At 53.4% G+C, this 8,727-nt stretch carries 8 protein-coding genes; all 8 read left to right on the top strand.

The annotated features are described in order from the left end of the window. Nucleotides 1–186: HNH endonuclease (locus AC2TAD_RS22070; protein WP_480870676.1), on the top strand; the 186-nt coding region annotated here is incomplete at its 5' end. A 489-nt stretch (nucleotides 187–675) separates the two neighbouring features. Continuing rightward, nucleotides 676–3,048: an autotransporter family protein gene (locus AC2TAD_RS22075; RefSeq protein ID WP_234899420.1), complete on the top strand. Its 2,373-nt coding sequence runs from the start codon at nucleotides 676–678 to the stop codon at nucleotides 3,046–3,048. Nucleotides 3,049–3,202: 154 nt separating this feature from the next. Further along, nucleotides 3,203–3,370 carry a hypothetical protein gene (locus AC2TAD_RS22080; protein WP_170554964.1) on the top strand — a complete coding sequence of 56 codons (168 nt, stop codon included), beginning with the start codon at nucleotides 3,203–3,205 and terminating at the stop codon, nucleotides 3,368–3,370. Further along, nucleotides 3,363–3,554 (top strand): hypothetical protein, encoded by a 192-nt coding sequence (locus AC2TAD_RS22085; RefSeq protein ID WP_170554962.1) that lies wholly within the window; start codon nucleotides 3,363–3,365, stop codon nucleotides 3,552–3,554. The genes AC2TAD_RS22080 and AC2TAD_RS22085 overlap by 8 nt, the downstream gene beginning before the upstream one ends. A 37-nt stretch (nucleotides 3,555–3,591) precedes the next feature. Continuing rightward, nucleotides 3,592–4,896: a DUF6538 domain-containing protein gene (locus tag AC2TAD_RS22090; protein ID WP_480870681.1), complete on the top strand. Its 1,305-nt coding sequence runs from the start codon at nucleotides 3,592–3,594 to the stop codon at nucleotides 4,894–4,896. After that, nucleotides 4,893–5,066, top strand: coding sequence for a hypothetical protein (locus AC2TAD_RS22095; RefSeq protein WP_480870684.1), 174 nt, complete (start codon nucleotides 4,893–4,895; stop codon nucleotides 5,064–5,066). The genes AC2TAD_RS22090 and AC2TAD_RS22095 overlap by 4 nt, the downstream gene beginning before the upstream one ends. A 417-nt stretch (nucleotides 5,067–5,483) precedes the next feature. Continuing rightward, complete coding sequence (locus tag AC2TAD_RS22100) at nucleotides 5,484–7,109, top strand: sensor histidine kinase (RefSeq protein WP_170560079.1); 1,626 nt, start codon at nucleotides 5,484–5,486, stop codon at nucleotides 7,107–7,109. Beyond that, nucleotides 7,102–8,367: a response regulator gene (locus AC2TAD_RS22105; protein WP_170560081.1), complete on the top strand. Its 1,266-nt coding sequence runs from the start codon at nucleotides 7,102–7,104 to the stop codon at nucleotides 8,365–8,367. Before AC2TAD_RS22100 ends, AC2TAD_RS22105 begins: the two co-directional genes overlap by 8 nt. The last annotated feature ends 360 nt before the right edge of the window (nucleotides 8,368–8,727 follow it).

An 8,727-nucleotide genomic window follows, 5' to 3' on the forward strand; every position in this document is an offset into this window, starting at 1 on the left:
GCCTCTGCGCGGTTCGTTTACTGCGTGATTAACCGGGCGGTGATCGATGAGGCGACGGTGGTTCGTCATCGCTGTCATAACGAGCGCTGCGTCCGTCCTGAGCACCTGATTGAGGGGTCGGCGGCGGATAACAAGCGCGACGATTGGGACTTCTGGGCGAACGGTGTCGATCGAGACCTGCTATGACTGTGGCATGGGCCTTCAACGACCTCTGAGGGCCCACCTTCGGCACCCGTAACACCCGAAACCACTGGGGCATAAACTGGGGCATTTCTTGGAGGGTTTAGCCCCAAGCGCCTGCTGTCGTTCCATGTTCCGATGAACTGGCTGGGGTGGTAGGAATCCTTGCCCTCCGATGATTGTTATCGGCTTTTCAGCGAAGCCCGAGAAACTGGGGCGGTTTCGGGGGCATTTTGGCTGCTAGAGAGGCTGCCAACTAGACCGCTAGAGGGCCGTCCACTGGCGCTGACGACCCACTGACGAGTCGTTCCGGGTGCTGAAGACTGGTTGCTTGTGCTGGCGGGTTGGGGCGGAGCGGATGTTCAATCCTAATGCAGCGAACTGCCGCTTCGAGCCCAAAGCAGTCAATCGTTCAACTTTTTTAAGCACGCCAAAAGACTCACGGTGTATCACATTTGGGTGTACTCTCGCCGATGGAATAAGAGGAGAAAGGTGATGGAAACAAAGAGCTCGGCACCGACGGCACAACATGCTCAGCGTTCAGTTTTCATTAATTCAACACTGGGAGCCTTGGCTTTTGTGCTGGTGACGGACGACGCGCAAGCTCAAAGCTCGCAAGCCTGCGTAGAATTGGGTTCTCCTCGGATAGAGTACTCTTCTGGATCTGAAAGCACTCGCGTCAATCAAACAATCTCAACGACGGAACGCACGTGTCTTCCGATCCCAAACGGGCCCATTACAGGACTAACAATTGGAAACTCCTCAATCACGTCCTCAGGTGAAATTGAGTTGTACGTTCCCGGCCAAAATACCGTTCCAAGCAATGCTTCAGTTTTAACTCTTCTGAATGTTGATGTCGCGGCGGGCAGCGGAGACTTTGTTTCCCGAGAAGCCTTGGCGACAAACATCAACGGGAAGCTCCGAGTGAACCTCATTGGAACGTCGATCGGTTCCGGCAGATCAATGACATTCGCTCCATTCAACGGGGCTAATATCGACCCCACTGAAGTCTACTTCCAGTCTGACCGACCGTTAACCTATGACAACCTGACTGTTATGGGGGCGACCGAGGTGGTTTTCGGGGCGTATTTTATCCAAACCCGGATTGCAGAGGCTTCTGACTTCACGCTGACGAATAGTTCGATTTCTTCGACCAGCGATATGGCGATAGCCGCAGGTACAACCGTTCGGCTTGATGCGGCAAGCAGTTTGAACACCGTAAATTTTGAGAACTTTGGCACGCTGGCCGGAACGGGAACCGTGAACGCATTCAACTTCACAGTTAAAAACGGCGGGGTGCTTTCGCCAGGCTTTTCAATTGGTACACTCAACAACAGTGGCGGAATCGCGTTTGAAACTGGGTCACGGCTCTTAACTGAAGTCGATCCGACGGCCGGGCAGAAAGCTGACTTGGTGTCATCCAGCGGGCCAGTTACAGGAATTAACCGCGCCACAATTCAAGTAGAGGCTGCCCAACCTGGTCTGACTGCACAAGATTATGCTGCTGGCAACAATTACACTGTTTTTCGGGCTTCCAGGTTCGATGGAGACTCACCGACGCTTGTTGCTGGAGGTTCTCTTCCTGCGTTGTCTAATTTGACGATAGCCAACACGCCGACCACAGATGGTCAGATTGATATAGCATTCACGGCACAACCGGTCGCAAGCTTACCTCAGAACCCAGCAGTTACCAATTCGCCAAATGCCAGCAATCTGGCTGGCGCGGTGGCCAACACCACAAACATGTCACCCGGAACCAATCTGACCAATGGGTCAACCTTGGGTAATGCCGTAAACACGCTTACCAATTCAGGTCTGGCAGGGTTTAACCGTGTGCACGCGGAGCCTTATTCCTCCAACTTGACCATTGGGCTTGAGCAATTAGACCTGATAACCAACACAGTTTTGAGCCACGCTGACTGCCGCAAGTATCAAGCGGTCGGCTTCAGCAACAAGGATCAACCCGTTGCAGCAGGCGACATCGACACGGCCCATAGCCCGAGTGGCGCAATCGACTGTTCTGATCGGCGCTGGTGGATCGACACGGCCTATGTGAACGGGGACGTTGAGGGAAATAACGGCCTTGGCACATTCGACTATTCGCTGGGCACCATTTTGGTCGGAGCGGATGTTGCAAGTACCGATAGAGGTGTGGTCGGAGTGTATGCAGGCTTCGGGACGTCCTCCATGGATGAGCACGATCAAGTCGATCAGGACTTTTCGACCGACAGCTATCACGTGGGTGTCTATGGGCGTACAACAACCGGAACGTGGGAGTTCTCTGGGCTGATCGGTTACATGTTCGGCGAAACGGACGCCAACCGGAATAACCCTTCTGTTGATGCTTTTACGGGAGGCGAGGCAAAGTCTGATTTGGACCAAGAAGGAATTCACGCCGGTATCCAGGCACGGAAGTTGTTTAACCTGGACAGCGGTGCAAGGGTCTCTACGGTTTTTGGATTGAACTACGGGCGTATTCAACAAGGTTCAGGCACAGAGACTGGCGGTGGTGATTTCAACTACTCAATTGAAAAAGCGAACGCGGAGTCCCTGGTCGCTTCCATTGGAGTTGATTATCAACGCGACTTCTTGACAGAGAGTGGTTTGCTAACCCCAATCGCCTTTGCCCGGTATGAATATGACTTCTTTGCAAACAAAGACAGTGAGCACGAAATCACTGTAACGAGCCCGATCTTTGGCACGTTCACACAAGTCGGACAAAACCGAGGGGCAAATGGCTTCGTGCTTGGTCTGGGGCTAGGGTATCAGATTTCTGATCTGGCCAGACTAACGGCAGGATATGGCTATTCAGTTCGCTCCAACGGCCAAGAGCATGGCCTCGGTGCAAACTTAAGCGTTCGGTTCTGATAAGGCAGTACGGTTGTTTTTCCTTTAGGCAGGAAACTGGTCGACCCTTCGTCTGCAAACCTGCCATCCGCGCGGAAAACCTGAACGTCCACCTCCGTCAAAACTGAGCAACCTCCTGCATCTAAATAAAGAAGCAACTGCAGGAGTTTGATCCATGAAGTACCTGTCTGCCCTCGGCGTTCTCGTCGGGGGTTTTCTTTTGCACCCACCGCCCAAGGCTGTCCTGACGACGATGATCTGGGTGGTCTCTCGGTCCCACCCCGCTGTCTCAGCTCTGGTTCTGCTGGCGGTCCTCTGGACGTGGAAGTCCGACGATGACTGAGCTGGAGCTGAACCCCGGTGACGTCGTGGTCATCCATGCCTTCGATGACGTCCCTGAACATCTGTTCCGTGTGGAAGAGGTGTTCGAAGACTGCGTGACCGGCTTTGCTGTGACTGGCCCTCTGGCTGGAACCTACGGCGAACCGGCACTCGAGATGATCGTCAGACTCGTCTCAACCAACTGAACCCATCCCACATTCCAAACTTGAAAGGAGGAGACCTATGTCTGCTCACATTCGCTATGCCTATCTGAAGGGCCATACGTGGTTGTTCAGACGCAACTATCCCGTTGACGTGGCTCTCGCGCTGGGCGCTCAGGCTCTAAAGCAGAGCCTCAAGACCAGTGACTCCGGTACCGCCCGCGTCCGAGCCGCTGAAGTCAATGCGCGGTTCGAGACACTGGTGGAACAGGTTCGGTCTCAAGCAGAAGACGCCCTGTCTGTCCCAGAGAGCACCGCTGACGTTCCTGATTGGGTTGACCAACCGGAGTCGTCTCTCGTCCGTCTCCGAGCCACTCTGGAGGACTCTGGATGCAATCTGGAGAGGTCTAAGTTCATCAGGCCATCAGCGCCGGTAAAGGTGCCGGTTCGTGACCTGAGCCGGGCTTATCTGAACAAGCGCAGTAACGAGCTTCGACCCAGCGGGTTCAAATCGGTCCGATACTCTGTCGGGTTGTTCACTAGTCGATTTGCTGATCGTTCTGTTTGCACTCTGGCGAGAGAAGACGGACGGAAGTTCCTGACGGCAATTGCCCAACTCTCCCCAATGATCGGCAAGTCAGAGCGGACGCGTGGGCTGACTCTGGACCAACTGGTCGCGTACTCGTCACGAGGGTCTGTGACGATAACTGCCAGAACTCAGCGACGTATCTGGTCACAGGTCAATCACTTCCTCGACTGGGTGGTCTACGAGGGGTATCTGGAGGTCAATCCTTTCCGGACTGTTCTCTTCGATCGCAAGGTACGTCCTCAACCCTATGCAGTTCCGACTGACGATGAAGTCGTGCGCTTGCTGGGAGCCAAAGACCGAGACCTGCATCCTGTTCTTCTGACCTGCCTGTTGACAGGAATGCGAGCGGGGGAAGCGGTTGGGTTACTCCGGGAAGACCTCGTAGCCAAGGGCAATCTCGGTTGCTTCGTTCATGTTCAGCCCAATGAGTTAAGACTGCTGAAGACCGACGCGGCGGAGAGACTGGTTCCGGTTCATCCGGTGCTAGACGATACGTTCCGACAGCTGCCTAGCCATGGTCCTCTGTTCCCTGACTTGACGGTGGCGCACGTCACCAAGGGGTTTGCGAGACTACGACGGCGGCTGGGTCTGGAGCGACCGGGACTGGTGTTTCACTCGACCCGTAAGTGGTTTGTGACCCAGTGCGAACGAACAGGTGTTCCCGAACACTTCACGGCTTCTCTGGTCGGTCACCAATCGGCGCGGTCGGAGAACGGGATCACCTATGGGATTTACTCGGCTGGCATCAGTGACGAGCAACGCCGGTCGATCGTCGATCAGATACGGCTCCCGGTATGAGGTTCCCGGACATTGACGCGTTCGAAGAGCGGGCTGCTATTGCTGAATACGATGGCGGTTGCACTCGTAAAGCAGCGGAAGATCTTGCTGCTCGGGCTCAAGGGTTCCGTGATGCTGAAGCCTACTGGCAATGGCTGGCTGACTATGTCGTCAACCGAAGACCACCCTGACACCTAACCCTCGGCGGCCCTTAGCGGGTTGCCGGGGGCGCTCACTTTGTTTTCTTTTTGTTGAAGTGGACGTTGGTTGAAGGCTGGCTGAATGAACGTACTGCGGACTTTCCAGTCGATCGACCAGCGTAGAGCGATTGGCGCACCCGCCGAAAGAAGAGCTGGAGTAGGATACAAAGTGCTCAGCCAGCAACCCGCATTGCTGTCACTAGCAGCAATTGCTGAGCTCTAAATACAGCTAACATCAGGATGCTCGCAATCCTATCGCCGAAGACTGCAAAGTTTCCGCTTGTTGAGCACTTACTGCTGTCGCGTAATTGCTTGTTGCAGGGCGGTAGTCTGAACGCCTTCCCACGCTCGCCACAATATGGTCTATCATGCAGCGTCCATTGCCAAAGGATGTTGAAGGGAAGCGTTATGACAGCGATAAGTTTTGCTGATTGGGGAGCTATCGCTGACCGGCCAGACAGCTCTCGCGAAGAAAGGCTTCAACACCGTTTTTTGATCGCTACGGGTCTCGTCATGTCTGGAGGTGGCCTTCTTTGGGGAGCGGTGGCGTCGGGAATGGGTCTGTATCTGCAAAGCCTCGTTCCTTTCGGGTATGTGGTTTTGACAGCGATCAACTTTGGCGCATTGCGGCGCACCAAGAACTTCAAATTCGCACGGGCCTTTCAGATTTTCATCAGCATCCTGTTGCCGTTTGTATTTCAATGGTCGTTGGGAGGTTTGGTGGCTTCTGGTGGCACAATGCTTTGGTCAATGCTCTGTCTCACAGCAGCTCAATCTTTTGGCGGACGCATTATGTCCCGTTTATGGTTGGGTTTTTTCGTTTTATTGGTTTTTGTGTCTCTGATTATTGAGGTCAACAACCCGCCGCCTCTGCACCTTTTCCAGGACGCTGAACTTATAAAGATCCCTTTATACTTGTTCACAATGAACTTTCTTGCAGTATCGCTTGCCATATTCGTGCTTGTTAGCTTTTTCATGCGTCTAAGGAGGCAAATGGGGCAAGCTCTGGAAAGACGAAACACGGCTTTGGCGCAATCGCGGGAGGCTTTGGTTCAAAGCGAAAAAATGGCTGCGGTGGGCGAGTTGGTTGCAGGCGTCGCGCATGAGCTCAACACACCACTAGGAGCAATTCGGGCATCGAATGACAATCTGAGCCGAGCTATCAAAAACATCCTAACGGGTTGGCCCGAACTGAATGATGCAAGTAACAAGCAGGAACTCGCAGGCGTTACGAGCTTGATGAGGGTCATCGAAACAAGTGAAGGCGAGCTGACGACCAGAGAAGAAAGGCAAGTACGAAAGAGCTTGGCGGTCAAATTGGCTGATCTTGGATTTCAGGATGCAACCCAGAAAAGTTCTGAGTTGGTTGAGATTGGTCTACGCGATATCGACCTTGATCAAGCAAGTGTCTTGCGCAGCAATCGTTGGCCCTTGGTCTTTGCCCAGCTGCGGTCTTTTGCGAGCCTTAATCGGAACTGCAACACAATCAAAATGGCCGCTGAACGGTCATCCAAAATCGTCTTTGCGCTCAAGAATTACGCGCATCCCGGCACCAAGGGCGAGTTCACTAATGGGTCTGTCGCAGAGAACCTAAATACCGTTCTTACGCTTTATCAAAATCTAATCAAACGCGGCGTTCGTGTTGTTACAAGATACGATGTAGACACCGTTATTTCGGCAGATCATGACGCCCTAAACCAAGTATGGACAAACCTTATCCACAACGCGCTGCAGGCCATGGATTATGACGGCACATTGACTTTGGAAGCCCGGATGAATTCCGAAGAGCTCATCGTAAGTGTTGAAGATACCGGGTTTGGAATCTCGCCTGATCGGATCGATAGAATATACGAACCATTCTATACGACCAAAGAGATCGGCGAAGGTACGGGCCTTGGTTTGTCCATCAGCATTGATATTGTACGTCGCCATGGCGGCACGATGACGGTGAACAGCACACCCGGCCAAACAGAGTTTACAGTGCGGATTCCAAGGGTGCAAAAACAAGAGCAGGAAGAATTGACGGATGGATGAATTAGTACGCTTGGGCGAGCACTTGAAGGGCCGCCCTACATTGCTATGCGTCGACGATGAACGGATCGTTCTGACCAGCCTGCAAGAGCAACTGCGAAACTCGTTGCCTCAAGTGACCATTGAAATCGCCGAGTCAGGAGAAGAGGGCCTCGAAGTATTGGAAGATTTGATGACAGACGGCGTTGCTGTACCCGTTGTTGTCTCGGATCAGCTTATGCCTGGTATGCGAGGAGAAGAGTTTCTGGCTAAGGTTCACGAGCGTTCGCCAAGTACTCTCAATATACTTCTCACCGGACAAGCCACAGCGGACGCAGTTGGTGCTGCGGTCAATCAGGCGCGTCTGTATCGGTACATTGGCAAACCCTGGGCAGAAAATGATCTGACCCTGACTGTAAGCGAGGCCATCCGCTCCTGGGCCAGCTCAGTTGCACTCAAACTGAAAGACGAGGAGTTGCGCGACACGCATGAAGCGAGTTTGCGATTTGTGCCACAGGAGTTTCTGAATGTTCTGGGTAAAGATCGACTGATGGACGTGCGCGAAGGATTGTCTGTCGAAAGCTCAATGCAAGTAGTTTTCGCAGACATGCGCTCCTATTCTACGATTGCATCAAGTCTGGGCCCGAAGCCCGCTTTCGATCTCTTGAATGAGTTCGTGAACATCCTTGAACAGGAGTTTCGCGCTACAGGCGGGTTTATTAGCGGCCTCGAAGGAGATGGTGTGCTGGCCCTTTTTTCAAGCAACGCCGACGATGCCGTGCTAGCGAGCATCAATGCTCACAAAAAGCTCATTGAACGCGGCCAAAACGGCAAGAACGAACCACTGTTTGAGATGGGGTCGGCTGTTCACTCTGGTACACTCATTATGGGGACCGTAGGAAACAGCGAACGCTTAAAATGCGATGTCGTCGGTGATCCTGTTAACTTTTGCGCCCGTTTGGAGAGTGCGACGCGAACCCTGGAAACACCCATGCTGATCTCTGACCGTGTCGCGTCAGAGTTGGCTGGAGACATGCAGCTTCGCCGGATTCCTGGTTTGAAGATCAAAGGGCGATCGGAAACGGCAACGGTTTTTGAAGTCTTAGATGCATTGCCCGAAGAATTGACTGCGGCACGCATACGGACGCTCGAAAAATTCAATGAAGCGATGGCGCATTTTGAGAATGGCGATGCCCCAATGGGACGTCTTTGTCTTTCTCAGGTTGCGGAACGTGATCCGAGCGACAAAACGGCACAAAATCTTCGTGGTTTGTTTCAGTAAAGTTTTGCAGCACCTCGCTTGGAAACTTCACTGCTATGAGCGGGCCCTAGCCCCAGCCAGCCAAACCCCCAACCGCCAGCACCAGCGACCAGTCTTCAGCCCCCGGAACGACTCGTCAGCGGCCGTCTCAGCGCCACTGGGCGGTTTTAGCGATATCGTCAGCACCCGTTAACGACCTCTCTAGCGGTCAAAATGCCCGTCGCAAAGCTTAGCGAATGCCCCCGGAACCGCCCCAGTCGGTCAGGCTTCGCCAAAAAGCCGATAACAATCATCGGAGGGCAAGGATTCCTACCACCCCAGCCAGTTCATCAGAACATGAAATGACACTAGGCACTTGGGGCTAAACTCTCCGAGAAATGC

Source organism: Ruegeria sp. HKCCD7628 (assembly GCF_057221005.1).